At 61.1% G+C, this 25,399-nt stretch carries 25 protein-coding genes; 13 read left to right on the forward strand and 12 right to left on the reverse strand.

The window, feature by feature from the left end; translation table 11 throughout:
• The first annotated feature begins 253 nt into the window (after positions 1-253).
• Positions 254-2,314, forward strand: a complete 2,061-nt coding sequence (locus ACFY9W_RS17715; protein ID WP_391132620.1) for a TonB-dependent siderophore receptor — start codon at positions 254-256, stop codon at positions 2,312-2,314.
• A 107-nt stretch (positions 2,315-2,421) separates the two neighbouring features.
• Positions 2,422-2,982: a nucleotidyltransferase family protein gene (locus tag ACFY9W_RS17720; protein ID WP_391132489.1), complete on the forward strand. Its 561-nt coding sequence runs from the start codon at positions 2,422-2,424 to the stop codon at positions 2,980-2,982.
• A 10-nt stretch (positions 2,983-2,992) separates the two neighbouring features.
• Here ACFY9W_RS17720 and ACFY9W_RS17725 read toward each other — a convergent pair whose 3' ends face one another.
• Positions 2,993-4,207 carry an MFS transporter gene (locus tag ACFY9W_RS17725; RefSeq protein WP_391132491.1) on the reverse strand — a complete coding sequence of 405 codons (1,215 nt, stop codon included), beginning with the start codon at positions 4,205-4,207 and terminating at the stop codon, positions 2,993-2,995.
• Positions 4,208-4,342: 135 nt separating this feature from the next.
• On the opposite strand from ACFY9W_RS17725, the gene ACFY9W_RS17730 reads away from it, so the two are divergent.
• Positions 4,343-4,930, forward strand: coding sequence for a TetR family transcriptional regulator (locus ACFY9W_RS17730; protein ID WP_391132492.1), 588 nt, complete (start codon positions 4,343-4,345; stop codon positions 4,928-4,930).
• A 109-nt stretch (positions 4,931-5,039) separates the two neighbouring features.
• On the opposite strand, the gene ACFY9W_RS17735 is transcribed toward ACFY9W_RS17730, so the two are convergent.
• The 5 genes from ACFY9W_RS17735 to ACFY9W_RS17755 all read right to left on the reverse strand — a co-directional run bounded on the left by ACFY9W_RS17735 (position 5,040) and on the right by ACFY9W_RS17755 (position 10,043).
• The gene (locus ACFY9W_RS17735) at positions 5,040-5,594 is read right to left on the reverse strand and encodes a cupin domain-containing protein (protein ID WP_391132495.1); all 555 of its coding nucleotides are present in this window, start codon (positions 5,592-5,594) and stop codon (positions 5,040-5,042) included.
• Between the two features lie 244 nt (positions 5,595-5,838).
• A complete protein-coding gene (locus ACFY9W_RS17740) occupies positions 5,839-7,197 on the reverse strand; it encodes an aminotransferase (RefSeq protein WP_391132497.1) in 1,359 nt (452 codons plus the stop codon).
• A gap of 69 nt (positions 7,198-7,266) precedes the next feature.
• Positions 7,267-8,040 (reverse strand): gamma-glutamyl-gamma-aminobutyrate hydrolase family protein, encoded by a 774-nt coding sequence (locus ACFY9W_RS17745; RefSeq protein ID WP_391132499.1) that lies wholly within the window; start codon positions 8,038-8,040, stop codon positions 7,267-7,269.
• A gap of 74 nt (positions 8,041-8,114) precedes the next feature.
• Positions 8,115-9,461 carry a glutamine synthetase family protein gene (locus tag ACFY9W_RS17750; RefSeq protein ID WP_391132501.1) on the reverse strand — a complete coding sequence of 449 codons (1,347 nt, stop codon included), beginning with the start codon at positions 9,459-9,461 and terminating at the stop codon, positions 8,115-8,117.
• 27 nt (positions 9,462-9,488) lie between these two features.
• Positions 9,489-10,043, reverse strand: coding sequence for a cupin domain-containing protein (locus ACFY9W_RS17755; RefSeq protein ID WP_391132503.1), 555 nt, complete (start codon positions 10,041-10,043; stop codon positions 9,489-9,491).
• 204 nt (positions 10,044-10,247) lie between these two features.
• Between ACFY9W_RS17755 and ACFY9W_RS17760 the strand changes: the two genes are divergently transcribed.
• Positions 10,248-10,952, forward strand: a complete 705-nt coding sequence (locus ACFY9W_RS17760; protein ID WP_391132505.1) for a DUF533 domain-containing protein — start codon at positions 10,248-10,250, stop codon at positions 10,950-10,952.
• Between the two features lie 9 nt (positions 10,953-10,961).
• Here the strand turns inward: ACFY9W_RS17760 and ACFY9W_RS17765 are convergent, their stop codons facing one another.
• Entirely contained in the window at positions 10,962-11,678 is a 717-nt protein-coding gene (locus ACFY9W_RS17765) for a murein L,D-transpeptidase catalytic domain-containing protein (protein ID WP_391132507.1), read from the reverse strand.
• Between the two features lie 85 nt (positions 11,679-11,763).
• Complete coding sequence (locus tag ACFY9W_RS17770; protein WP_391132509.1) at positions 11,764-12,798, reverse strand: L,D-transpeptidase family protein; 1,035 nt, start codon at positions 12,796-12,798, stop codon at positions 11,764-11,766.
• A gap of 259 nt (positions 12,799-13,057) precedes the next feature.
• Between ACFY9W_RS17770 and ACFY9W_RS17775 the strand changes: the two genes are divergently transcribed.
• From ACFY9W_RS17775 to ACFY9W_RS17790, 4 genes are all read left to right on the forward strand, one after another.
• The gene (locus ACFY9W_RS17775; protein WP_391132511.1) at positions 13,058-14,578 is read left to right on the forward strand and encodes a cytosine permease; all 1,521 of its coding nucleotides are present in this window, start codon (positions 13,058-13,060) and stop codon (positions 14,576-14,578) included.
• Positions 14,579-14,663: 85 nt separating this feature from the next.
• Positions 14,664-15,065 (forward strand): GFA family protein, encoded by a 402-nt coding sequence (locus ACFY9W_RS17780; protein WP_391132513.1) that lies wholly within the window; start codon positions 14,664-14,666, stop codon positions 15,063-15,065.
• Positions 15,066-15,202: 137 nt separating this feature from the next.
• Positions 15,203-15,532 carry a hypothetical protein gene (locus tag ACFY9W_RS17785; protein ID WP_391132515.1) on the forward strand — a complete coding sequence of 110 codons (330 nt, stop codon included), beginning with the start codon at positions 15,203-15,205 and terminating at the stop codon, positions 15,530-15,532.
• A 207-nt stretch (positions 15,533-15,739) separates the two neighbouring features.
• Entirely contained in the window at positions 15,740-16,609 is an 870-nt protein-coding gene (locus ACFY9W_RS17790; protein ID WP_391132517.1) for a GyrI-like domain-containing protein, read from the forward strand.
• Positions 16,610-16,699: 90 nt separating this feature from the next.
• On the opposite strand, the gene ACFY9W_RS17795 is transcribed toward ACFY9W_RS17790, so the two are convergent.
• The gene (locus ACFY9W_RS17795) at positions 16,700-16,987 is read right to left on the reverse strand and encodes a DUF1778 domain-containing protein (protein WP_391132519.1); all 288 of its coding nucleotides are present in this window, start codon (positions 16,985-16,987) and stop codon (positions 16,700-16,702) included.
• 277 nt (positions 16,988-17,264) lie between these two features.
• On the opposite strand from ACFY9W_RS17795, the gene dusA reads away from it, so the two are divergent.
• From dusA to ACFY9W_RS17810, 3 genes are all read left to right on the forward strand, one after another.
• Positions 17,265-18,275 (forward strand): tRNA dihydrouridine(20/20a) synthase DusA, encoded by a 1,011-nt coding sequence (gene dusA, locus ACFY9W_RS17800; protein ID WP_391132521.1) that lies wholly within the window; start codon positions 17,265-17,267, stop codon positions 18,273-18,275.
• A gap of 344 nt (positions 18,276-18,619) precedes the next feature.
• The gene (gene tal / locus ACFY9W_RS17805) at positions 18,620-19,546 is read left to right on the forward strand and encodes a transaldolase (protein ID WP_391132523.1); all 927 of its coding nucleotides are present in this window, start codon (positions 18,620-18,622) and stop codon (positions 19,544-19,546) included.
• A 205-nt stretch (positions 19,547-19,751) separates the two neighbouring features.
• On the forward strand, positions 19,752-21,599 hold the full coding sequence (locus ACFY9W_RS17810) for an alkaline phosphatase D family protein (RefSeq protein WP_391132525.1): 1,848 nt from the start codon (positions 19,752-19,754) through the stop codon (positions 21,597-21,599).
• A 15-nt stretch (positions 21,600-21,614) separates the two neighbouring features.
• Here ACFY9W_RS17810 and rssC read toward each other — a convergent pair whose 3' ends face one another.
• Positions 21,615-22,097 carry an anti-sigma factor antagonist RssC gene (rssC, locus tag ACFY9W_RS17815; protein WP_019096598.1) on the reverse strand — a complete coding sequence of 161 codons (483 nt, stop codon included), beginning with the start codon at positions 22,095-22,097 and terminating at the stop codon, positions 21,615-21,617.
• Positions 22,094-23,275, reverse strand: coding sequence for a two-component system response regulator RssB (gene rssB / locus ACFY9W_RS17820; protein WP_391132622.1), 1,182 nt, complete (start codon positions 23,273-23,275; stop codon positions 22,094-22,096). The genes rssC and rssB overlap by 4 nt, the downstream gene beginning before the upstream one ends.
• 281 nt (positions 23,276-23,556) lie before the next feature.
• Here rssB and ACFY9W_RS17825 point away from each other — a divergent pair, with 281 nt between their 5' ends.
• Positions 23,557-23,856 (forward strand): PilZ domain-containing protein, encoded by a 300-nt coding sequence (locus ACFY9W_RS17825; RefSeq protein WP_391132528.1) that lies wholly within the window; start codon positions 23,557-23,559, stop codon positions 23,854-23,856.
• Between the two features lie 32 nt (positions 23,857-23,888).
• On the opposite strand, the gene ACFY9W_RS17830 is transcribed toward ACFY9W_RS17825, so the two are convergent.
• On the reverse strand, positions 23,889-24,596 hold the full coding sequence (locus tag ACFY9W_RS17830; protein WP_264362440.1) for a VacJ family lipoprotein: 708 nt from the start codon (positions 24,594-24,596) through the stop codon (positions 23,889-23,891).
• A gap of 201 nt (positions 24,597-24,797) precedes the next feature.
• On the opposite strand from ACFY9W_RS17830, the gene ACFY9W_RS17835 reads away from it, so the two are divergent.
• On the forward strand, positions 24,798-25,364 hold the full coding sequence (locus ACFY9W_RS17835) for a phosphonoacetaldehyde phosphonohydrolase-related protein (protein ID WP_391132530.1): 567 nt from the start codon (positions 24,798-24,800) through the stop codon (positions 25,362-25,364).
• Positions 25,365-25,399: the final 35 nt, after the last annotated feature.

Genomic DNA, 25,399 nt, shown 5'->3' on the forward strand with positions numbered 1-25,399 from the left:
TGGATTCTTCGCGGGCACGCCCGCTCCCACAGGGACGGAACAGGGTTCTGGGCCGCCGCGCCTATCCGCCACAACCCAGACCATGCCTAGGGGACGTGAAGAAACATGAAACATTATTTATCAATATTAATTCCCATTTGATGTAGTTTCTCATTCGCATAGAAATCGTACCCTTTACCACTCCCCGCCTCAGGAATTCGTCTTGAAACGTCACCTCCCCGCCCGCCTCCTGCTGGTCGGCGCATGCAGCGCCATGCCTGTCGTTCATGCCGCCGACAACCTCACCCTGCCCGCGACCCAGATCGACAGCACGAGCGAAGCGATAGATGGCGTAAGCCAGGGCTACGAAGGCCGGGCTGCATCCAGTACCACCAAACTGGGCCTGACCGACAAGCAGACCCCTCAGGGTGTAACGACCATCACCCGACAGGCGCTGGACGATTTCAAGATCACCGGTATCAAGGACGCACTGCGCGCAGCACCATCGGTAACCGTCGAGCAAACCGAAACCGACCGTACCGAATTCACCTCGCGTGGCTTCGATATCAATACCTTTGAATACGACGGTACTGGCATGCCCTTCGTCAGCAGCACGCTGGTAGGCGACCAGGACCTGGCCGAATACGAGCAGATCGACGTGTTGCACGGCGCCAATGGTTTGATGAGCGGCGCCGGCAACCCGTCGGCCACGGTCAACTTCGTGCGTAAGCGCCCGACCGACACCTTCCAGGCGCAGGTCGATACCAGCGTCGGCTCATGGGACAGCCGCCGGATCGACATCGATGTAGCCGGCCCGCTGACCGACAGCGGCAATGTGCGCGGCCGCTTCATCTACTCCCACGACAAGGGCAATTCGTGGATGGACCGCTACAGCCACGAGCGCAACGTGGCTGCCGGCCTACTGGCGTTCGATGTGTCCGACGCCGACACTGTGACCGTGGGTTTCTCCCAGCACAACAGTGACTCCAATGGCAGCACCTGGGGCAACCTGCCGCTGGTGGACAACCACGGCAATGCCATTCATTACAGCGGGCGCAGTAGCAGCATCGGGCAGCCGTGGACCTACTGGAACCTGCACACCCAGCGGGCCTTCGTCGAGCTCAAGCATGATATCGGCAATGACTGGAACGCCACGCTCACGGCCACCGGGCAGCAGGAAAAACAGAACACCAACATGCTGTATGTGGGGGGCGTCTCCAGGGATGTCGCCGACGCGTATGCCAACCACACGCGCAGCGAGGCACACCAACTGCTGGGCGAGGCCAAGGTGCAAGGGCCGTTCAGCCTGTTCGGTCGCGAGCACCAACTGACCTTCGGGGCCGCGTATGGGCGCACCCATCAGAAAGGCCAGGAGTATGACGAAGACCTGGAACACGGCAGTTTCTTCAACACTTCGTTCTCGGGCATCCTGGCGGGCAACACGCCAATGCCATCGTTTGGCGTCACCAGTGAGGGCCTGGCGCAGAACTTCCAGGACACCCAGAAAAGCGTATTCGCCGGGGCACGCTTCAGCCTGGCGGACAACCTTCACTGGATAGCCGGTGCACGTATGCTCAGTGCCGACGGCAAGGGTGAGAGCTACGGTTCAGAGCACTTCACACGCGCCCATGGCAAAGTCACGCCGTACACTGGCCTGGTCTACGACCTGAACGATGCATGGAGCCTCTACGGCAGCTGGACCAAAATCTACAACCCGCAGTACAACGTGGTGGGTACCGACGGCAAGCTGCTCGACCCTCTGGAGGGCAAGAGCATGGAAGTTGGCTTCAAAGGCAGCGTGATGGACGACCACCTGCACCTGACCGCTGCGCTGTTCAAGACCGAGCAGCGCAACGTGGCCGTGGATGCGGGGTTCGACGGGGTCAAGGAGGTTTACACGCCGGGCGATTTCAAGAGCCACGGCGTAGAGTTGCAAGCCTCCGGCGAAGTGGTACCGGGGCTGGACATGCTCGCTGGCTACACCTATGTGCGCATTGACGATGACAACGGCGAGCGTGCGCGCAAATATGTGCCGACCCACAGCGTGCGCGGTATGGTCACCTACCGCCTGCCAACCCTGCCACAGATGAAGGTTGGCGCCCGGGTCAGCTGGCAGACTGGCGTCGAGAACGACACCAACAGCGCCATCCACCAGAACGCCTACGGCCTGGTCGACCTGATGACCAGCTACGACATCGACAGCAACTGGAGCACGTCGCTGAACCTGAACAACGTCACCGACCGCAAATACCTGCTGTCGCTGTACAACAATGCGACAACCGCCAGCTACGGCGCACCACGCAACCTGACGGCTTCGGTGACCTGGAAGTATTGACCCCCGCCTGTAGGGTGTTGCAGTGCGCCGAGCGGTATCAAGTCATGACCCCGGCGCCATTCAGGTAAGCTCGGCTTCCTGCAATGCAACCCTCAAGGACGGACCCCATGCATTCACTGACTGACGAGCAGGTACTGGCGATCATCCGCGAAAACCCGGTAAACCGGGCGCTCCTGGCCGTACTGCCAACGCTGGATATCCCCCACTGCATGCTGGTGGCAGGCGCGCTGTTCCAGACCGTCTGGAACCACCGCGCCGGGCTGCCTGCCCAACGGGGCATCAAGGATTACGACATCGCCTACTTCGACGAAGACTTGTCCTGGGAAGCAGAAGACCGGGTTATCAGCAGGGTGCAGCAGGCCTGCGCGCACCTGGGCGTGAATGTTGAAGTGCGCAACCAGGCCCGCGTTCATCTGTGGTACCAGGCTAAATTCGGTGGTGATTATTCTCCATTGCTCAAGGTCACGGATGGCATCGACCGCTACCTGATCCGCTCGACCTGCCTTGGGGTTGATGTGTGCACGGGCGCGCTGTACAGCACGCATGGCCTGGATGACCTGCAAAACGACCTGCTGAAGATGAACGAGCTGAACCCGCGCCCAGACTTGTTCAGGCAGAAAGCCGCCAGTTACCAGGCGCGTTGGCCCTGGCTTGCGTTAGTTGAGTGAACGGCAGCTCTCATCCCGACGAGACCGACTGGGCCGAGGCCTGGTGAATATGTAGATGGCTCGCTGTCCGGAACGCCACCAACAGCACGGCAACGCCTGCTACCAGCGCCAGGGAAAATCCCCACTGTACACCGGCGTTGTCGACGATACGGCCGCCCCCCGCTGCCCCCAGCGCCACCCCGACATTCAACCCGGCAAGCAACCAGGTCATGCCCTCGGTTACTTGTCGCTCGGGCACCAGGCGTTCCAGCAACGTCATGGCCACGATCATGGTGGGCGCGAAGAACAGCCCTGCCGCCAGCATTGCCAAAGCAAGGGCGGGAATACTGCTCACCGCCACCAGCGGCAACGTGGTCGCTGCTGTTGCCAATGCCCCCGCCAGCAGTTGACGATGCAAAGGCGCATTCGGGCGAAGTGCGCCGAACAACAACCCGGACACACATGAGCCCAGCGCATAAACCGACAACACCCCACTGGCTGCTGCCGGGCGGTTCAATTGCTCGGCAAATGCCACACTGACGATATCCACGGTGCCGACGATGACGCCCATGGCCATTAACAGCAACGTCAACAGCCGTACGCTCGATAATCGGAAGACTGAACGTGAGCGTGCAGAAGAAAGGCCCCGAGCCTCAACCGCAGGTTCGGTGGCCCGCTGAAAAAGCAATGCAATCACACCGAACAGCAGTAACGATGCTGCGACCAGCAGTGCCGCTTGAGGCAATACCATGATGGCTAACCCGATTGCCAGCGGCGGCCCAAGGATGAAGGACATTTCGTCGATCACGGTCTCCAGCGAGTACGCCGTCGACAACTGGGGCTGGCCTCGATAAAGCGCTGTCCAACGGGCCCGCACCATGGCTGAGATACTGGGCATGAATCCGGCGAGCAATGCTCCGATGAACAGGCTCCAGTCAGGCGCGTGCCACAATCCGCTGGCAGCCAGGATCAATAGCCCGATGACACTTGTTGCGGTAGCGAATGGCAGCACCTGGCGTTGCCCCTTCAGGTCTACAAGCCTTGATACCTGGGGTGAAACCAGCGCATAGGCCAGCACGAATGTCGCTGAGACCATACCCGCCAGCGCATAGCTGCCTCGCAATTGGGACAGCATGGTGATGATGCCAATCCCGGTCATCGGCAGAGGCACTCGCGCTAGCAAGCCCGCCATGCAGAACCCCGCGCTGCCTGGCGCCTTGAACAGTTCCCGGTAAGGTGTGGCCATCTGGATCTCCTTGAAAACAGCTTGCAGGTCAGTTGCATTGGGATGGAAGATACATACGTTGCGTATGAATAAGAGCGTATATTCATACGCACCGTATGTAAATAATCATGCATCGCTTATGTAAGGAGAGCGCAAATGGTTCGCCGCACCCGTGCCGACATGGAAGAGACCCGAGCGGCCTTGCTGAACACCGCCCGCAGGGTGTTCAGTGAAAAGGGTTATGCAGATACATCGATGGACGACCTGACCGCCCAGGCAGGCTTTACCCGTGGCGCGCTTTATCACCACTTTGGCGACAAGAAAGGGCTGCTTGCAGCCGTTGTCGAGCAGATCGATGCGGAAATGGATGCGCGCCTGCAAGCCATCTCCGATAACGCTGAAAACGCGTGGGAAGGTTTTCACGGACGCTGCGAGGCTTACTTGCAGATGGCGCTGGAACCTGAAATCCAGCGCCTCGTGCTGCGGGACGCCAGAGCCGTTCTGGGAGGGGCCTCATCTGAAGCACAACGTCATTGCGTCAAGTCCATGCAGCACTTGATCGACGCGCTCATGGTGCAAGGCGTAGTAGTTGAAATGGACGCCGAAGCGTTGGCATCGATGATCTATGGCAGCTTGTCTGAAGCCACGCTCTGGATTGCTGACGGGGATCAAGGGCCAGCGCGCTTGCGAAGTGCGACTGACGCCCTGCGAATACTGCTACGCGGGTTGTTGATCAAGACCTGATCGGAGCGAGCCATCGAACCAGCCACTGCGGGTCATCTCCCACACCTCGACCTGCATTGGCCCAGATACAAAGTTGCCATCACAACCATGGCGTTAACCTACGCGCCCCTCAGCTGAACACCCAAAGCACGCGCGTGGGCTTGTCGGTAAGGTTGGCATAACGAAAACTGGCGTGGGGTTGCAGTTGAAAGCTGTCACTGGCGCGCAGCGTTACCGGCTCGCCGCCGCCCAGCCATACGGTCAGCTCGCCTTCGAGCACGAAGCAGCCCTGCTCCGAGCTGTCGTCCAGATACGCCTCACCACTGCTGGCGCCTGGCTCCAGGTGGCTATCGAGCATGGAGAAGGCGCCCGATATCGTGGGGGATGCCAGTACGTCAGTGATGCCGCCCGCCAGGTGCAGGGTGCGGCGCTCATGCGGGCGGGTGACCCAGTCGAGTTCGCGGGGTTTTTCCAGCTTGTAGAAATAGGCGGTCGAAACGCCGAGCTCTTCACTGATGGCGGTGAGGTCGGCTACGGTTGGGCGCGATACGCCCCGTTCAACCTGGGACAGAAAACCCACCGAGCGGCCAATGCGCTGGGCCAGCTCGCCCAGCGTCAGGCCTTTGAATTTGCGCAGGTCGCGAATCAGTACTGCCAGGCCTTCAATCTCTTCGTGCACTTTCATAGTTGAATCGCGACTTTCGGACGGGAAAATGAATGCCCTGAAAAGTACATGATTCATTTCACAAAGCAAATTTCTTCAAGGATTTGCTGCCCATCAGTCAAGCAACCCGGGGCCGCTTTGCGGCCCATCGCCGGCAAGCCAGCTCCCACAGGTACAGCGCATGCCTGAAGAACTGCGCGATCCCTGTGGGAGCTGGCTTGCCGGCGATGGGCTGCACAGCAGCCCCGGTGGCACTCACTGATGCTCAGCGAACAACCTGATAAGTCAGGTCCAGGCACTTGCGGGCCTTTTCCACCAGTTCGTCGATCTCTTCCAGGCTGATCACCAGCGGCGGCGCGATGATCATGGTGTCGCCCACGGCGCGCATGATCAGGCCGTTGTCGAAGCAGTGCTGGCGGCAGATCATGCCCACACCTTTGCCTTCGTAACGGGCGCGGGTGGCCTTGTCTTTCACCAGCTCGATAGCACCGAGCATGCCCAGGCCGCGCACTTCGCCCACCAGCGGGTGGTCGGCCAGCTCGCGCAGGCGTTGTTGCAGATACGGCGCGGTTTTATCGTGCACCTGCTGAATGATCTGCTCGTCACGCAGAATACGCAGGTTCTCCAGGCCCACCGCAGCCGCCACCGGGTGGCCGGAATAGGTGAAGCCATGGTTGAAGTCGCCGCCTTCGCTGATGACCTTGGCCACTTCGTCACGCACGATCACTCCGCCCATTGGAATGTAACCGGAGGTCAGGCCCTTGGCGATGGTCATCAGGTCGGGCTTGAGGTCGTAGTAGTCGGTGCCGAACCACTCGCCGGTACGGCCGAAACCGCAGATCACTTCGTCGGCGACGAAGAGGATGTCATGCCTGGCCAGGATTTCCTTCACCTTCGGCCAGTAGGTTTGCGGTGGAATGATCACACCACCGGCGCCCTGGATCGGTTCGGCAATAAAGGCGGCAACGTTGTCCACGCCAACTTCGAGGATCTTCTTCTCCAACTGCTCGGCCGCCCACACGCCAAAGTCGGCCTCGGTCATGTCGCCGCCTTCGCCAAACCAGTACGGCTGCGGGATGTGCACGATATCCGGGATCACCCCGCCCTGCTGGTGCATACCGCTCATGCCGCCCAGCGCTGCGCCCGCCACGGTGGAGCCGTGGTAACCGTTGATGCGGCCGATGATGACTTTCTTGTTCTTCTGGCCCTTGAGTGCCCAGTAATGGCGAACCATGCGCAGCACGGTGTCGTTGCCTTCAGAGCCGGAGCCAGTGAAGAACACGTGGTTCATGCCTTGCGGCGCCACATCGGCGATGGCCTTGGCCAACTCCAGCGCAGGCGGGTGCGCGGTCTGGAAGAACAGGTTGTAGTACGGCAGCTGCTTCATCTGCTGGCTGGCGACCTCGGCCAGCTCATCGCGGCCATAGCCGACCGCCACGCACCACAGGCCGGCCATGCCATCAAGAATCTTGTTGCCTTCGCTGTCCCACAGGTACACGCCCTTGGCCGACGTGACGATGCGCGGGCCCTTTTCGGCCAGTTGCTTCACATCGCTGAACGGGGCCAGGTGATGGTCGCGGCTCATGGCTTGCCAGGCAAGGGTCTGCGAATTCTGTTCACTCATTTTTTCACTCCATCACGTTGCGCAGCCAGGCTGCGCAGGTATTTTTTTATCAAAGGGAACGGTCGGTATTCAGGCGGACTGCAACAGCTTCTGGCGCAATACCGAGCGATGCCGGCAAGCCTTGCCAAAGGACTGGAAGATGGTCAGGTAATGCGGGTTGTCCATGACCTGGAACTCGGGGTGCCATTGCACAGCCAAGGCAAAGCCCTTGCTGCCCTGGACTGAAATCGCTTCCACCAACCCGTCGGGTGCCAGCGCCTCCACCCTCAGCCCGGGCGCCAGTACATCAATGCCCTGGCCGTGGATGGAATTGACGTCGAAGACCGCCGGCAAGCCCATGCGGTCGAGCAGGCCGCCGGGTTCCACATGCATGGTGTGACGCGGGCCATACTGCTTTTCGATCGGCTCGCCCTTGCCTTCGCGGTGGTCCATGAACATGCCGGTTTCGTGCACCTTCTGGTGCAGCGTGCCGCCCAGCGCCACGTTCATTTCCTGGAAGCCACGGCAAACCCCCAGCACCGGCACACCTGCGGCGATGGCTGCACGCATCAGCGGCAACGTGGTGGCATCACGCAAGGGGTCGTGATGGGTCCCCGCAGCACTGGCCGGGCCGTTGTAGTGGAACGGCTCGATATTGGACGGCGACCCGGTGAAGATCAGCCCGTCCACCACGTCAAGAATGTCGGCGCTGTCCATAAGCTCGCCAAGGCTGGGTATCACGATGGGCAAGCCACAGGCTGCCTTGGCCGCCGCGCGTGCGTACTTTTCGGCGATGGTCTGGGTGGCATGCTGCTCAATCATGCTGGTGCATGCGGTAATGCCAATAACGGGCACACGTGGCATATCTTCCTCCGGCAAATCGGTATTGCGCGTGGTATTCAAACGTTGGGAAGGTGTCGCTGTTCGAGCTTCGGCACTTACAGGAACCAGCGGTACTCGCGGGCATCGATGTGGCGCATGAAGTCCAGTTGCTCCTGGTATTTGTTTTCGCAATAGACCATCACGAATTCACTGCCCAGGCCTTCGTTGACCACCGGGTGGTGACGCATGGCGGCCAGGGCACTGAGGGCATCCTTGGGGAAGTCGATGCCGCTCTGGCGGTTTTCGTTCAACGGGGCGATGGGTTCGGCGCCGCGATCCAGGCCATGCTCCATGCCCGTCAGGATGGCCGCCAGCACCAGATACGGGTTTGCATCGGCGCCAGCGATCCGGTGCTCGATACGCAGGTTGCGCGGGTCGGACTCGGGGATGCGAATGCAGGCGTCGCGGTCCTCGAAACCCCAGCTGGCCTTGCTGGCCGCATTGACCATGGCGCCGTAGCGGCGGTAGGCATTGTGGTTGGGGGCGAAGATCGGCATGCAGTGGGGCAGCAGCTCCAGGCATCCGGCCACCGCATGGCGCAGCTTGCGCTGCTCTGCGCCCGCCAGGATGTTGTTGCCAGCGCTGTCGTACAGGCTGACGTGCACATGCATGCCACTGCCCGGCGCATCCAGGTACGGCTTGCTCATGAAGCTGGCACGGTAGCCGTGTTTCACCGCGATGCCGCGGGTACTGCGGCAGAACAGCGCCGACCAGTCTGCCGCGCTCAGGGCATCTTCGCTGTGCGCGAAGTTGATCTCGAACTGGCCTGGGCCAAGCTCCGCCGTGATGACGTTCGCCGGCACACCCTGTTCGTTGGCGCCATCGACCATCTCGTGCAGCACCGACGAGAAGCGTGACAGCCGCTCGATGTGCATGTTCGGCTGGTCGTCTTCGTCGTCGGTCGCGGTATCCCGTGGGTATTGCGGCAGGCCGTTGTCGAGCTTGCGGTCGAACAGGTAGAACTCCAGCTCGAAGGCCACCACCGGGCGAATGCCACGTTTGGCCAGGCGCTGGATGACGCGGGCCAGTACTTCACGGGGTTCGAACTCGATAGGCTTGGCTGTGCCATCGGAGGTGATGAGCATCTGGGCAATCACTTCCTTTTCCCAGCGCACCGGTTTCAGGGTACCCGGCACCAGGCGCCGGGCGGCATCCGGGTCGCCGTCGGCGAAGCAGTAGTCACCAATCGGGTAAAGGCCGCCCTGGGTGCCCAACAGCACACAGTTTTGCGGCAGCTTCAACGGTGTGCCGGCTGCGACTTTTTCCAGCATGTCCATGGGGTAGCGCTTGCCATAGAAGTGCCCGGGGATATCCAGCGCAATCAGGTCGACATAACGTATTGCCGGGTGCTGCGCCCGGAACGAGCGCACTTCAGTCAGCAGATCCGCAAAGATGACACTCATCTTCTTATCCTTGTGAGGTGAACAGATTCAGTTGAAGACCCAGAGCACGCGGGTGGTCTTTTCCGTCAGGTTGGCGTAACGAAACTGCGCGTGAGGTTGCAGCTGGAAGCAGTCGTTGGCCTGGAGGGTCACCGCGTCGCCCTCGTCCAGCCATACCGTGAGTTCGCCTTCGAGCACGAAACAGCCCTGCTCGGAACGGTCGCTCAGGTAATCCTCGCCACTGCTGGCGCCGGGCTCGAGATGGCTGTCGAGCATGGAGAAGGCGCCGGCGATGGTGGGCGAAGCCAGCACATCGGTGATGCCCGACTCCAGGTACAGCGTGCGCCGCTCATGGGGGCGCGTGACCCAGCCGATGCCGCGGGGCTTGCTCAGGTTGTAGAAGTAAGCGGTGGACACACCAAGCGCTTCACTGATGGCGGTAAGGTCTGCCACGGTCGGGCGCGAAACGCCCCGCTCTACCTGGGAAAGGAAACCGACTGAACGGTTGATGCGCTCGGCCAGTTCACCCAGGGTCAGGTTCTTGAATTTGCGCAGGTCGTGAATAAGGATCGCGAGGGCTTCAACCTCTTCGTGCATCTTCATCGTTTCGGACTGCCGTGAAATTTTTAGCGTTATTTTTCATGAAAAATTACATAAAAAATTTCACGCGTCAAGCTGAGTGATGCACAGGTACCTCGGGCCTGGCCGCGTTCACCACCAACTTTGCAGCCAAACGGTCATGCCAGCTCACCTTGCGACAGCTATCGTTGCTGGTCTGGGCAACGACTACCGACCGAGGGTGGCGCCATGAACACCAGTGATTTGCTCGAACAGTTACTTCGGGCCGGGCAGCGCTCGCAAGCACCGCAAGGCGGCGGTATGTCATCGCAAGACGGCCTGGGTGGTTTGCTGGGCGGGCTACTTGGCGGTGGCAGTGCATCAGGTGGGGGGCTTGGTGGTTTACTGGGTGGCATTTTGGGCGGCGCTGGCAGCAACGCTGGCGGCTATACCCAGGGCCGTTCCGCTGGCGGCATCAATTATGCCGCCCTGGCTTCGTTGGGCATGATGGCGTTCCAGGCTTATCAAAGCTGGCAGCGCAGCCAGGCGGCAGCCCCGCAACAAGCGTTGCGTACGGTAGACCAGCTGTCCGGCCCCGAGGCCGAAGATCACAGCCATGCAATCCTGCGCGCACTGATCGCGGCAGCCAAGGCTGACGGGCGCATCGACGAGCAGGAAGAACAGCTGATCTACGCTGAAATCAAACGCCACGCCAACGACCCGCAACTGCAGCAGTGGCTGGATGAAGAAGTGAGCAAGCCACTGGATGCTGCCGAGGTCGCGCAGTCGGCCCAAGACCCGGCCATGGCCGCGGAAATGTACCTGGCCAGCGTGATGCTGGTGGACGATCAGCAGGACGCCGAGCGGGCCTACCTTGACGAACTGGCCGCCGCACTGCAAATCGACCCGACGTTGCAGGTGCATCTGGAGCAGCAGGCCAAGGGGAGCGCCTGACCCACTCGCCTACTTGCTGGCGATCGATTGATCCGCCAGCGGGCAGCTCTGGGCGTTGAGGAAGCGCGACTTCTTCAGCCAATCCTGCTGCGGGTAATAGGCAAACACATAGCTGCCGCGCTGCAGCGTCTCGATCAGTTTGCCGGCAATGGCCGGGCGAACGGCCGGGCACCCCTGGCTGCGCCCAAGGCGCCCAAGGCCGGGCACGACCTTGGGGTCGGCATAGGCGGCGGCATGCATCACGATCGCCCGCGACATACTGTTGTCGTTGAACCCCGGTTCCAGCCCTTGCAGCCGCAGCGAGCGACCGTGCTTGCCGCTATAGGTCTGGCCGGTTTCATAAAGGCCGAGAGAGGATTGGTAACTGTTCGGCGCATTGGAGAACGTGGTTGGCACATCGGCGCCGCTGTTCTTGCCATGGGCAACCCACTCTTCGAACAACAGCTTTTTGGCGCGCAGGTCGAACACCCACAGGCGTTTGTCACGCGAGGGTTTTGAATAGTCGATCACCGTCAGCAACTTGTCCGCTTCGCTGTGGCTGGCACAGGCGTAGGCAGTAAGTGCCAGGGTCAAGGTCGAAAGGCTGGCATTCGGCGCCAACCGTTGCAACTCGGCGGCACCAGGCAGGGGCTGCGCGTGCGCGGCCTGCCAGGCGCTGAGGAAAAACAGGCCAATACTGGCCACCGAGAGCCGGATGGCCCCCTGCAATGGTTTGAACATCGACATGGATTACCCTGATGAAAACCTGGCTTTTCTTGCCTTGATTGCAGCCAAAAGCGGCTACTTTGCTTGATTTCTAAAGAATTGCCGATCATTTCTTGACCAATGGTTTAACTTCCTCACTGCCTTCGGTGCTGATCACCGTGAATTTCCCGTCGCTGCGGGTATCCCGGGTGGACGCCCAGTCGGTGATCACCAGCATGGTGCCAACATCCATCGCCGCACGTAGATGGCGACGAAACTCCGGGTTGATGGTCAGTTGCCCCAATTGTTCATAGGGCGTATTCCCGTACTCCGGGTTGCTCAGGCCCACCACTGACCAATGTAAGGGCAGCGCGCCGTCGACGGCCAGGCTGGAGGGCTTTTGCAGCAGGGAATACACCGCCATTCCGCTGCGATGCTGGCTGCTTTGCAGCGAAAGTGCGGGGGCGGAGCCGACCAGCTGGCCACCGCGATACACATAGGCACGCAAGTCGGCGCGGCTGACCAGGATCGACAACGGCCCTGAGGCAGGGTCCGGGTCGTCCCAGAACTGTTGATTGCTCAACACCAGCGGCCCTTGGGCTTTGCCTTCGCTGACCGTAGGCGCCAGCACGCCGGGGTGGTAGACCTCCACCGGGGCACTGTGGGTGTCGGAAACAATAACCGTGGTCGAACTGAAACCGGTGACCTCATACAGCTTTTTGGCAAACGCCAGCGGCAGGCGCACGCAACCATGCGACGCGGGGTAACCCGGCAGGTGGCCGGCGTGCAGGGCGATACCATCCCACGTCAGGCGCTCCATGTACGGCATCGGCGCGCTGTTGTAGAGGCTGGATTTGTGCTCGACCTTTTTCTGCAGAATGCTGAATACACCGGTGGGCGTTTCACGGCCTGCCTTGCCGCTGCTCACAGTGCTGACGCCGATGGCGATGCCATTGCGATACACGTAGGCACGTTGCTCGGTAAGGCTCACGACAACGGTTACCGGCCCCACCGGCGACACCTGCGGGTACCAGAGAAACTGGCCAGGCTTGAGGCTGTCGAGCTGGTGCCTGAGTTCGGTCGGCGTGGGCACCTGCAGGGGTGCCGCTTCGACCAGGGCGGCGGCAAGCAACAGGCTCAGCCCGAGCGATACATGCAACATCGAATAATCCCTCTTCGATCCCTGCTGCCAGCTTAGTCGGAACGCGCCGCACAAAGCCACCTGCCCCCTGCATTCCTCGTGCGTGGTAACAAATGAGCACAGCAAGTGTGCACAAAATTCCCAACTCGCCGCTCACGCCATACCGGAAAAAGCCGAAAGAGACCTGCGCGCCCAGCATTCATTGGCGCCCGTGGCTTGGTACGAATCTTGTTTGTATACAAATCCAACAATAAAAGTACACAACCATCACGAGGTCCCGATGGCGTCGATTTCGCGTTCCGATGTTAGCCCACCTGATACGCTCCCCACCGACACGACCGAGCCCGGCCAGCTGGCGTTGAGCCCGCGCCTGTACAGTGCCGACCTTGCCCCGACCCGCGCGGCGAACCGTACCTGGGGGCGCTACAGCCTGTTTGCGCTGTGGACCAACGACGTGCACAACATCGCCAACTACTCCTTCGCCATCGGCCTGTTCGCCCTGGGCATGAGCGGCGCACAGATCCTCGCCGCCTTCGCGCTCGGCGCGCTGGTGATCTACGGCCTGATGAACCTGTCCGGCTACATGGGCCAGAAAACCGGCCTGCCCTACCCCGTCCTGTGCCGGATCAGCTTCGGCATCCATGGTGCACAGATCCCGGCACTGATCCGTGCGGTCATCGCCATCGCCTGGTTCGGCATCCAGACCTACCTTGCCTCGGTGGTTTTGCGCGTTCTGCTGACTGCCCTCGCTCCAGACCTCAAGGCGTATGACCAGAACGCGATCCTGGGCCTGTCGCCCCTGGGCTGGGTCACCTTCCTCGGCATCTGGTGCGTGCAGGTGGCGATTTTCGCCTACGGCATGGAGATGGTGCGCCGCTTCGAGTCCATCACCGGGCCCATCATCCTGGTAGCCTTCACCGGCCTTGCGGGCTGGATGTACTGGCGCAGTGGCCTGTCGATTTCCTGGTCCAGCGGCAAGGCACCAACCGGCACCACAATGTGGCTGAAGGTGCTGGGTGCGGCTGCCTTGTGGGTCTCGCTGTATGGCACCATGATCCTCAACTTCTGCGACTTTACCCGCAACTGCCCGGACCGGCGCACCATCAGCGTGGGCAATTTCTGGGGCCTGCCGGTGAACATGCTCGGCTTCGCGCTGGTCGCTGTAGTACTGGCCGGTGCGCAGTTCAGCATCGACGGCAAACTGGTGCAGAGCCCGACTGAAATCGTCGCCGCCATACCCAACACCGCTGGCCTGGTGCTTGCCTGCCTGGCGTTCCTGATCGTTACCGTGGCCGTGAACATCATGGCCAACTTCGTCGCCCCGGCCTACGTGCTGGCCAACCTGGCGCCCAACCTGCTCACCTTCCGCCGCGCCGGCTTGCTCAGCGCCGCCATTGCGGTGGTGATCCTGCCCTGGCACCTGTACAACAGCCCGTCGGTAATCGTGTATTTCCTCGGCGGCCTGGGCGCCCTGCTCGGCCCTTTGTACGGCATCATCGTCACCGACTATTACCTGGTACGCCGCAGCCGCGTGAACCTGCCGCAGTTGTATAGCGAAAGTTCACAGGCCGCCTATCACTACAGCGGCGGGGTCAACCTGCGCGCCGTAGCGGCATTTATCCCGGCTGCGCTGATCGCCACCGTGCTGGCGCTGGTACCGGCGTTTGATACGTTGTCGCAGTTTTCCTGGTTCTTCGGCGCTGGCCTGGGCGGGCTGATCCATTACGCCATTGCCAACCGCAGTGCCCGCTACGCCGACGTTTCTGGCGAAAGCATCGCGGTGGACAGCGCGCAGCATTGATCGCGGGCAAAAGCCCGGCAGTGGCCAGTCGACTGATCACGCCAAGGCAGTTACGCTGGCGCTTTCCACCTGCACGGAAGCGCCAGTGATCGATACCTATGAAGGAAGCTGCCTGTGCGCAGCGGTCAGTTACCTGCTACTCACCCCGCCAAAGGCTGTAAGCCACTGCCACTGCAGCCAGTGCCGCAAAAACCACGGGGCCGCGTTTGCTTCGTACGGGAGCGTTCCGCGCAGCCAACTGCGAATACTGCGCGGTGCTACCAGCCTCAAGAAATTTGCCTCTTCACCCACGGTAGTGCGCGAGTTCTGCGGCGAATGCGGCTCAAGCCTGTTCTGGTCGCGCACCCACGGTGAGTTTGCCGACTGGGTGTCGGTTGCGCTGGGCACGCTCGATACGCCGTTCCTGCCCAGGAAGCAGAAGCAGGTTCATGTTGATTCTGCTGCCCCCTGGTATGCCCCCATCAGCGCCGTTACCCACACCGGCTGACATTGCAAAGCAGCTTGATATCCGTATGCTTGCGCCTGCCCAAGGATGGGTGCCTGTGGCGCTCACCGGGTTCTGACACGCGGGCCAGCATAAAGTGGCCTGCAACCCCGATACACACCAACCGATAAGGAAATCCCATGCGTAAATTCAAGTTTGTGCTCGCAGCGTTGCCATTTTTTGTACTGGCCGGCTGCGGCAACGACGCCCTGGAAGGCACCTACGAAGCGACCACCACTGTAATGGGTTTCAAAAGCCCAAAGCAGACATGGGAGTTTTCCAAGGACTACATCATGACCAACGGCAGCAAGGTCAAGGTTGAGGAATGGGAACGCAAGGATGATGTAGTCACTGCACGCAACAAGGACGGGCTTGCTCTGATCAACGTTCGCGTGCTGGACGGCGGCAAGCGCCTGGAAGCCGTAGGCGGCAGTGACATGGCCAAGAATGAGTTCGTGCGGGTTGACTGACCGGCCTGCCAGATAGCGTCACTGGGGCTGCTGCGCAGCTCCTTGACGCTTGGCATACACTACTGACGCGCCCCCGCGAGCACCGGCAACGCCGGTGCCATCCACCCCATGGTCAAGACACTCCCGCAGAGAGCAATCACGGCTAGGCACCTCGATGCCTGAACAACGGATGCTAGCGCTCACCGCACCTTCCGGAGATTCCGTTCGTTGACTGACTCACAGCACAACCCGACCTACGCAAAACGGTTCGAAGCCGTGCTTGCCTACATCGACAGCCACCTCGAAGGCGACCTGTCGGTGGCTGCCCTTAGCCGCATCGCCAGCTTCTCGGCGTTTCATTTCCATCGGCAGTTCACGGCATACATGGGCGTACCGGTTTCGCGGTATGTGCAACTGATGAGGCTTCGACGGGCAGCGCATCAACTGGCGGCCTCGCCTGCCATTTCGGTGCTGGAAGCCTCCTTCAGCGCCGGCTTCGAAAGCCCCGAAGCTTTTGCCAGGGCGTTCAAGCGCGCATTTGGCATGGCACCGAGCGCGTTCGCCAAGGCCCCGAACTGGCAGGCCTGGAGTGCGGTATTCGTTGTTCCTCACCTTTCCAGGAGTATCACCATGCAAATCCGTATCGTGGATTTCGCCGAAACCCGCGTAGCCGCGCTGGAGCACCGCGGGGCGCCCGGCCTGGTCGGCGAAAGCGTTGCGCGCTTTCGCCAATGGCGCATGCAGAGCGGCCAATCGCCGGTGGCCAGCAGCCGCACCTTCGGCATCCCCTACGACAACCCCGACACCACCCCGGCGCACGCCTTTCGCTTCGCGGTTTGCGGGGAAATGGATGAGGCCGTGCAACCCAATGAGTTCGGCGTGCATGAACGGGTCATTCCGGCGGGGCGTTGCGCCGTGGTTCGGCATGTCGGCTCGCCTGACTACATCGGCGAAACCATTTACCCGATTTATCGGGACTGGTTGCCTTCGAGCGATGAAGAGTTGCGCGATCATCCGTTGTTCTTCCACTACCTGAGCGTGTATCCGGAAACGCCGTTGGAGGAATGGCAGACGGATATCTATGTGCCGCTGAAGTAGTCAAACGTTGGCTGTGAGCGCGTGCATGGCGCGTTAACTAACGCGGCATGCACGCGCTGTCATAGCGTGCGGTTTGATGCGCTGGCTTGCTCAGCTCCACAGCACGGGTTTGGAAATTAGCACCTGTAGGCACTTGTTATCCTTCAGAGCGTTTTGCTCCAGTGCCTGTTCGAAGCGGTCGAAGGCTTCGTCATCGAGAAGGAACAGCTGGCGCTCAATGAGCACCTCCTCTGCTCGCTTGCAGGCAGCATCCAGGATAAAGCTGCTTCTGTCCGTTCCCATCAGATCTACCGCCGCATCGATCAGGTCTCGCTGTATGGTACCCACTCGCATGTGGATCGATACGGGATGTTCACGCTTTTTGGTACGAAACGACATGCCAATTTCCCCATAGCGGTGGAGTGATCTCCACAGAAAGGCAGCAGCACACATAGCTAACGTCTGCACGTGTGTATGAATTTTTGTAACGCACACGCAGAGGTTTGAGAACGAGTCCCCGACCTGTACCCTGACGGATTCCAAGCTGCCTTGGTAAACTAACCGACAGCCCAGGCAGGTGCAGGTCCTTTTTTGTTGCGAGCATTTGCTACGCCGCCCCTGCAATTTGCTAAAACGCCTCAAAATTTAGAATTCGGTACCGAAAACGTTGAACGATATGACCACTGACCTAGGCTCTAACCCAGCAACCACGCGCCCTGAGCCGTCACGCCGCTTCAGCGTTGCACCGATGATGGACTGGACAGACCGCCACTGCCGGTTCTTCCTGCGCCTTCTCTCCAAGCAAACCCTGCTCTACACCGAAATGGTCACCACCGGCGCCCTGCTGCACAACGACGCCCATCGCTTCCTGCGCCACGATGCCTCCGAGCACCCGTTGGCGCTGCAACTGGGCGGCAGCGTGCCTGCCGACCTGGCGGCCTGCGCACGCCTGGCCGAGGACGCGGGCTACGACGAGGTCAACCTCAACGTCGGCTGCCCGAGTGACCGGGTGCAGAACAACATGATCGGCGCCTGCCTGATGGCGCACCCGGCGCTGGTGGCCGATTGCGTGAAGGCCATGCGTGACGCGGTGTCGACTCCGGTGACGGTCAAGCACCGCATCGGCATCAATGGCCGCGACAGCTATGCCGAACTGTGCGACTTCGTCGGGCAGGTGCGCGAGGCTGGCTGCCGCAGTTTTACCGTGCATGCGCGCATCGCCATTCTGGAAGGGCTTTCGCCGAAGGAAAACCGCGAGATCCCGCCACTGCGCTATGACGTGGCAGCGCAGTTGAAGGCAGACTTCCCGGACCTGGAAATCGTACTCAACGGCGGGATCAAGACCCTGGACGAGTGCCAGGCGCACCTCGAAACCTTTGACGGCGTGATGCTGGGGCGTGAGGCCTATCACAACCCTTACCTGCTGGCCGAGGTGGACCAGCAGCTGTTTGGCAGCGATGCACCGGTGGTCAGCCGTAGTGAGGCGCTGGCACAGCTGCGGCCTTATATTGTTGCGCATATGCAAAGCGGTGGTGCCATGCACCACGTTACCCGGCACATCCTGGGGCTGGCCCAAGGCTTCAAGGGTGCGCGGCGGTTCCGCCAGTTGCTGTCGGCAGATATTCACAAGGCGGCGGAGCCGTTGGCGGTGTTTGACCAGGCGGTGGAGTTGTTGCAAGGGCGGTAATCCAGCTGGACGGGCACAATGGTCGCCCCCGCGCAGGTCAGGTATGTGCAATCCCGTGGGAGCGAGCATGCTCGCGAAGCAGACGACGCGGTGCATGGCACCGGCTTCGCCGGTGTTCGCGGGCTCGCCCGCTCCCACAAGGGTGGGGCGCAGACCTGAGTTTCTTGTGTAAGCCAGTGGCATCCACAACCGCCCATGCATGCAGTTGCGGAACCTCATGACAGCTTACGACTCGAATCTTCACCTTCGCACCGCCCTTCGTGGGCGGGCCCGCACCTACAGGCCCTTGAGCGGCCGTCGGGGCTCGGGTAATGTCGAGTAAATGCACAGGACAGAGCACGCCCATGACCTCCAAGCTGGAACAACTCAAGCAGTTCACCACCGTGGTCGCCGACACCGGGGACCTGGACGCTATCACCCGCCTGAAACCGGTCGATGCCACCACCAACCCGTCGCTGCTGCTGAAGGCCGCCGCCATCCCGGGCTATGCCGACTTGCTCAAGCAGGTAAAGGCCGATGCCAAGGGCAATGTCGACCTGGCCTGCGACAAGTTCGCAGTGGCAGTGGGGTCGGGCATCCTCAAGGTCATTCCGGGGCGTATCTCCACCGAGGTGGATGCACGCCTGTCGTTCGATGAGCCGGCCCTGCTGGCCAAGGCGCGCAAGCTGATCGAACTGTACGAAGCGGCCGGCGTTGGCCGCGACCGTGTGCTGATCAAACTGGCCTCCACCTGGGAAGGTATCCGCGCTGCCGAGAAGCTGGAGAAAGAAGGCATTCAGACCAACCTCACCCTGCTGTTCTCTTTCGCCCAGGCCCAGGCCTGTGCCGATGCCGGGGTGTTCCTGATTTCGCCGTTCGTGGGCCGCATCTACGACTGGTACAAGAAGAGCACCGGCCAGGAATACGTAGGCGCCGAAGACCCGGGTGTGCAGTCGGTCACGCGCATTTACAACTACTACAAGGCCAATGGTTACAACACCGTGGTCATGGGCGCCAGCTTCCGCAATATCGGCCAGATTGAACAGTTGGCCGGTTGCGACCGCCTCACCATCAGCCCCGAACTGTTACAGCAACTGAGCGATGACCAAGGTGAATTGCCGCGGGTGCTGAAGCCGGGCAATGCTGGCGAGGCCAAGCAGCAACTGAGTGAGAGCCAGTTCCGCTGGGCGATGAACGAAGATGCCATGGGTACCGAGAAGCTGGCCGAAGGCATCCGCCAGTTTGCGCGGGACCAGGAAAAACTGGAGAAAGTGATGGCTGAAAAAGCCTGATACATATCGGGTTTGCCTGACGGGCGGGAAGTGTTCAGCATTTTCCGCCCGTTTTGTTTTCCCTGGCATCAGTTGTGTATTGAATTCCAGGGCCTCTTCGCGGGCAAGCCCGCTCCCACAGTGAACCCCACAGGCCTGAAGTTGGCGCTGTACCTGTGAGGGCGGTTTTACGCGCGAAGAGGCCCGCAAGCCACCCGAGCTGTCGATGACCTCCCCTACCCCCTTGCCCCTAGTACTCACCGGCCCGCTACTGCGCCGCCTGGAACCCCAGCGCCTGGCCGTCTGGCTGGTCGCCACCCAACCGCTGCAACCTGAATTCACCTGCCCGGCCAGCCAGGCACAGGTCGATTGCCAGGTTATCCCGGTCGGCAAGCACGCCTTCATCCACCTGCTTGATATCCACTTCACCGATCCCCTGCCCTGCAACCAGTTGCTCGACTACGACCTGATCATCAACGGCCATGGCATCGCCGGCTGGGCGCCACACTTGCTCTACCCAGGCAGCAAACGCCCAAACCTGGTACTGCGCGACCGCCTTGACCATTTGCTGCACGGCTCCTGCCGCAAGCCACACCACCCCGCCGCCGACGGCCTGTTGTGCGCCGACCGCCTTCTGCTGGCCTGCGAGCAACCTGAACAGCGCCCGGCCGTGCTACTGATGACCGGCGACCAAGTGTACGCCGACGATGTCGCCGGCCCCATGCTGCGTGCAATTCATGGGCTGATCGCACGCCTGGGTTTGTTCGACGAGCAGCTTGAAGGTGCGGTAGTGCCCGACAGCCAGGCGCTGTACCAGCACCCGGCCAGCTACTACCACCGCGCCGACCTGCTGCCGGCGCAGGAACACAATGAAACCCTGCGCGAGCGCTTTTTTGGCGGCAAGCGCAAGCCGATTTTCTCCTCCAGCAACGCCGACAACCACCTTGTGACCTTCGCCGAGGTGATGGCCATGTACCTGCTGGTTTGGTCGCCTGTGCCTTGGCAGCTAGTGGACATGGACATGCCCAGTGGCCTCAGCGACCAGCGCCAGACTCGTTACCAGCAGGAACTGCCACTGATCCGGGCGTTTGCCGACAACCTCGGCCAGGTGGCGCGGGTGATGGCCCACCTGCCTTGCCTGATGATCTTCGACGACCACGACATCACCGACGACTGGAACCTCTCGGCACAGTGGGAAGAAACCGCCTACAACCATCCGTTTTCGCGACGGATCATTGGCAATGCCTTGCTCGGCTACCTGCTGTGCCAGGCCTGGGGTAACGATCCCGACGGCTGCGCGCCACTGATCGGCCAATGCCAGGTAATGAACAGCCAGAACCAGGATGCGCTGATCGACAAACTGCTGCGCTTTCAAGGCTGGCAGTTCAACTTGCCCACCAACCCGCCCTTGCTGGTGCTGGACACCCGCACCCGCCGCTGGCGCAGTGAAAGCAGCCTCGCCAAGCCGTCCGGCCTGCTCGACTGGGAGGCACTCAGCGAGTTGCAGCAAGCGCTGCTTGACCACCCTTCGGCGGTTATCGTGTCACCCGCTCCGATCTTTGGCGTGAAATTGATCGAAACAGTGCAGAAAGTATTCAGCTGGCTGGGCTACCCGCTGCTGGTGGATGCCGAGAACTGGATGGCCCACCGGGGTGCGGCGCAGGTCATACTCAACATCTTCCGCCACTCGCGCACACCGGGGCACTACGTGGTGCTGTCCGGGGACGTGCATTATTCGTTCGTCTACGAAGTGCTGATCCGCCACGGCCAGCGCAGCCCGCACTTGTGGCAGGTGACCAGCAGTGGCATCAAGAACGAGTTCCCGCGGCGGTTGCTGGATGTGCTCGACCGGCTCAACCGCTGGTTGTATGCGCCGCGCTCGCCGCTTAACTGGTTTACCAAGCGCCGGGAGATGGAGGTAGTGCCGCGTACGCCCAGCCACAGCAAGGCTGGGGAGCGCTTGTGGAATGGCGCGGGGTTGGGCCAGGTGTTCTTTGACGAACAAGGGCGGCCGGCGCGGGTGTATCAGCTGGGTGCCGGCGGTGGTGAAGCGACCGAATTTGTTGCCAGGTAGTAGCCTGGCAACCGGTCAGCTGCGCTCCAGCGCGCTCACCAGATCATGGAACGCTTCGCGGTTGGAGTCGTTCAAGCCCATGAGGATCTTGTGCGCCTCCAGCACCTTGGAGCGCACCACATCTTCATTCTGGTCCTGCGACGGCAAGTCGGTAAGGCACTCAGGGCAAGGTATCGGACGATCGACGATGTTGAACACCTGATCGAAGCCCATCGACTGCAACAACCGGGAAATATCCGGGTTGGTGGTCACCACGGTCGGCAACAGGCCCACCTTCTGCCGTGAAAGGATCGACAACTTGGCCAGCAGGCCCAAGGTGGTGCTGTCGATACTCTCGGTTTCGGTCAGGTCGATGACAATCGCCGAGAAGTTCAACGCGGTGAATATCTTCTCGATCGTTGCATCCAGCGCCGAACACAGGGTCAGGCGCACTTCACCGACGAACTTCAGTACGAAGGTGCCACTCTGCTCGGCGAACTGGATTCTACCGGTACTCATTGAAGGTTCCTGCTCAACACCAATAGGGCGATATCATCCGGCATCTCCCCAAGCGTAGCCAATCCAAATCGTTGACGCAGCCCATCCAGGCTGCCACCTGCTGCCTTGACGATTTCCGGCAAGGCGGTTTCTTTATCTTTGAGCGTGTGCCCCGGCAAAAGGTCCAGAATGCCATCGGACATCAGCGTAAGGCTGAACTGCGGCGGCAGCTCCACCACCAGGTCCTGGTAGGTAGCCTCGTCGAACAACCCCACCGGCAGGCCACGGCCTTCCAGGTAGCGGGTATGCTCGGGGGTGTGCAACACCGGCAGCGGCAAGTGACCACCCACCGCGTAGGTCAGCAGGCCAGACTCTTCGTCGATCACCCCGCCGACCATGGTGACGTGCTTGCCCAGCTTGCTATTGATCAGGCCGCGGTTGATATGGCTGAGCACTTCCGACGGCTTGAACTCGCGCATCTTGCTGCGCTTGAGCTCGAACATGAGCCGCGTGGTCATGAATTTCAACAGCACGGTCACAAACGCCGACGACGCGCCATGCCCGGAAACATCGGCGAGGTAGAAGGCAATGCGCCGGTCGTCCACGCGGAAGTAATCGACAAAATCACCCGACAGGTACAACGACGGGATGATCTGATGCTCGAAGGCAAAATCGCCTGCCAGCCAAGGGCTTTCCGGCAGCATGTTCATCTGCACCTGGCGACCGGCGGTCTGGTCCTCCTGCAACAGGTGCAGGCTGGCCTCCAGTTCGCGGTTAGCCGCTTCGAGCTTGTCGCGGTAACGCTGGTTTTCCAGCACCAGGCGCGAACGGTCGAGGGCGCGGCGCACCGAATGCTCAAGCACGGCCAGGTCTTCAAGCGGCTTGATCAGGTAGTCCGCAGCGCCCAGGCGCAAAGCTTCCACAGCATCACTCATGACGCCGGCACCTGACACCACGATCACCGGTAACTGGGGCGCACGCTCGCTGACCTGACGGATCAGTTCGAGGCCGCCCATCTGCGGCATGCGCAGATCGCAGATCACGAGATCGGGCTGGTGTTCTTCGAAGACCTGAAGCCCCTGCTGGCCATTACCGGCCTGGAGGACGCTGAAGCCACTGTCTTCAAGATAGGCGGCGAGGCTCGCACGGACCACGTCGTCGTCATCGATAATCAGCAGCGTTGCACTGGTTTTCTGCATGTGGGCGAACGGCGCCGATTTGGGTTTGTGCAGCGGTGTCGGCAAGGCAGACGGCCAGCTACGGGAATTCTTTGTGGTCACACTCTACTTGAGTTGTAGGACAAGAACACCTGACCGGCAACTGTCCGGCAACTGTTAGAGCTACCTTGTAAGGCGCAGACGGTACTCCCATCTGGCAGGCGTTTCAAGCATGCAAGGGTCGACCTCGCCGCACTTTACAGGGCAAATCACCGGGAGTTATAAGAAAGTGGACCAGCGCAACCCGATGGGAAGGATGCAGCATGCCCCAGACGCCCTCCAGCCACAGCGAGAAACGCGATTTCATCCGCATGCGCATCGACACCGAGGTGAACCTGTTGCATCAAGGCCAGGTCATTGCGGCGGTGTGCCTGGACCTGTCCAGCAGCGGTATGCAGGTGCAGGCCCCACAGCGCTTCCAGGTGGGGGATCATATCGAAGTGAGGATTGATTCCGACCACCCGGCACTGAAAGGGCTGCACGCCAGCACCGAGGTGGTATGGATTGCCGACCAGCCGGGTGGGCAGCAGAAGTTCGGGCTGCGGATTCTGGCCATGCATTGAGCAGGGGCCGCGTTGCGACCCCTGCTCAGCGATCAGAAGTCGTCTTCGACTTCGCCGTCCTTCACCTTGAACTCGCGGTTCTGCAGGTAGGCGTTGCGAATGAAGATGTACTTGTCACCCTGGATCAGCTTCTCGGCCGACAGCAGGTCGGCACGGGTGTCGATCACGTCCAGCGCGAAGATCGAGTTGCGCGTCGGCACATGGTCGATGTAGCGGTAGGGCTTGGTGTAGGTATCCGGGTACTTGGCCACGCCGTCACGCACAGTGCTTGGGCCCAGCAACGGGATGACCACGTAAGGGCCGCTCGGCACGCCCCAGTAGCCCAGGGTCTGGCCGAAGTCCTCGTCATTGCGCTGCAGGCCCATCTTGGTGCCCACGTCGAAGAAACCGCCCAGGCCGAAGGTGGTGTTGACGATCAACCGCGCAGTGTCCACGCCCGCCGCATGGGGCTTGAGCTGCAGCAGGTCGTTGGCCAGGTTGGTCACATCACCCAGGTTGCGGAAGATGTTGTGGATACCGTCTTCAAGGAACTGCGGAGTAACCGCCTGGTAACCCTTGGCCAATGGCTTCAGGGCATAGGTGTCGAGGGTATCGTTGAAACGGAAGATCGGGCGGTTGACCGCTTCCCAGGGATCCTCCTCGGTGGCTGCCTGGGTGGCTGCCACGGGCGCCAGCAGCATGCTGGCGCAGACACAGGCCTGGGTGACTCGTTCGATCACACTGGCACCGATCCTACGCATAGATGTCTCTCCATCGAATTTCTCGGCCGCAAACGCGCCGGGGCGCGCTGCTGGTAAGGCGGCAGTATAGAGGCTTGCGGCCTGATAAACAGCTTTACACATTTTTGCTCAATATTTTGTGAACAACTGTTGCTCACCCGTCACTGTCACAGAGCGGTAACAATCAGCGAATAGCCTGCGGGCTATTTGGGGGAAGTTGCCATGGACGCTGCACCCGCCTTCACTGCTGTGCTGTTCGGCTTGCGCGGCTGCCTGGTACAGGCCATCAATGGCGGCGCCCCCTCGCCCGCCCCCGGGGCCCTGGCTACCCTTGCCAGCCTGCGTCAGCGCCAGGTGCCATGCATCTGGCTGGATGACCTCAACGCCAGCCAAAGCAGGCGCCTGGCCCACGTATTGCCCGACTGGCTGCCGGGGCATTCCGTCAACGGCGTACGCTGGCCTGCGCCCAACGCTTGCTGGCAGGCGCTGATGACCCTGGATAGCGAACGCCTGGACGGCTGCGTACTGGTCAGTGGTGACCCGCGCCTGTTGCAATCAGGCCTCAATGCGGGGTTGTGGACCGTGGGCCTGGCTGCGTGCAGCCCGTTCTGCGACCGTAGTTCGCAGCAATGGCAAGCCCTGACCCCGCAGGAACAGGACCTGGCCCGCGGCAAGGCGACGCTGGAGCTGTTCGGCCTGGGCGTGCACTCGGTGATCGACCACCTGGAGGCGCTGGACACCTGCCTGGAGGACATCGCCCAACGCCGGCGCAAGGGTGAAAAACCCTGATACAGCAGCATTGACGCGGATCATGCAAAGCAGCG

The organism is Pseudomonas sp. NPDC008258 (genome assembly GCF_042956345.1).
Classification (GTDB): Bacteria; Pseudomonadota; Gammaproteobacteria; order Pseudomonadales; family Pseudomonadaceae; genus Aquipseudomonas.